The sequence below is a fragment of the Neisseria sp. 19428wB4_WF04 genome, assembly GCF_015235335.1.
GTDB classification, from domain to species: Bacteria; Pseudomonadota; Gammaproteobacteria; order Burkholderiales; family Neisseriaceae; genus Neisseria; species Neisseria musculi.
Genome location: NZ_JADGLG010000244.1, coordinates 1 through 244 on the forward strand (window position 1 = coordinate 1; position 244 = coordinate 244).

A 244-nucleotide genomic window follows, 5' to 3' on the forward strand; every position below is an offset into this window, starting at 1 on the left:
CATTCGGCCTTGGAGGCATCAGGTTTTTGAAGGTTCCGTAGTCAGATGAGCTGCTCCGGCGGTAAGCGCAAAGGAAAACGCGGCACAGGAGCCGCAGGCAAAGTGGTGGTTTTCGGTATCCTCAAACGTGGCGGCAAGGTCTATACCGTGGTCGTGGATAACGCCAAAAAAGAGAGTTTGTTGCCTGTTATTGCGAAGAAAATCATGCCGGACAGTGTGGTGTATACCGACAGTTTAAGCAGCG

The 244-nt window shown here is 52.0% G+C and carries 1 pseudogene; it reads left to right on the forward strand.

The features are described from left to right. Window positions 1–57 precede the first annotated feature (57 nt). Window positions 58–244, forward strand: a pseudogene (locus IR141_RS13170) (transposase); the annotation flags it as partial.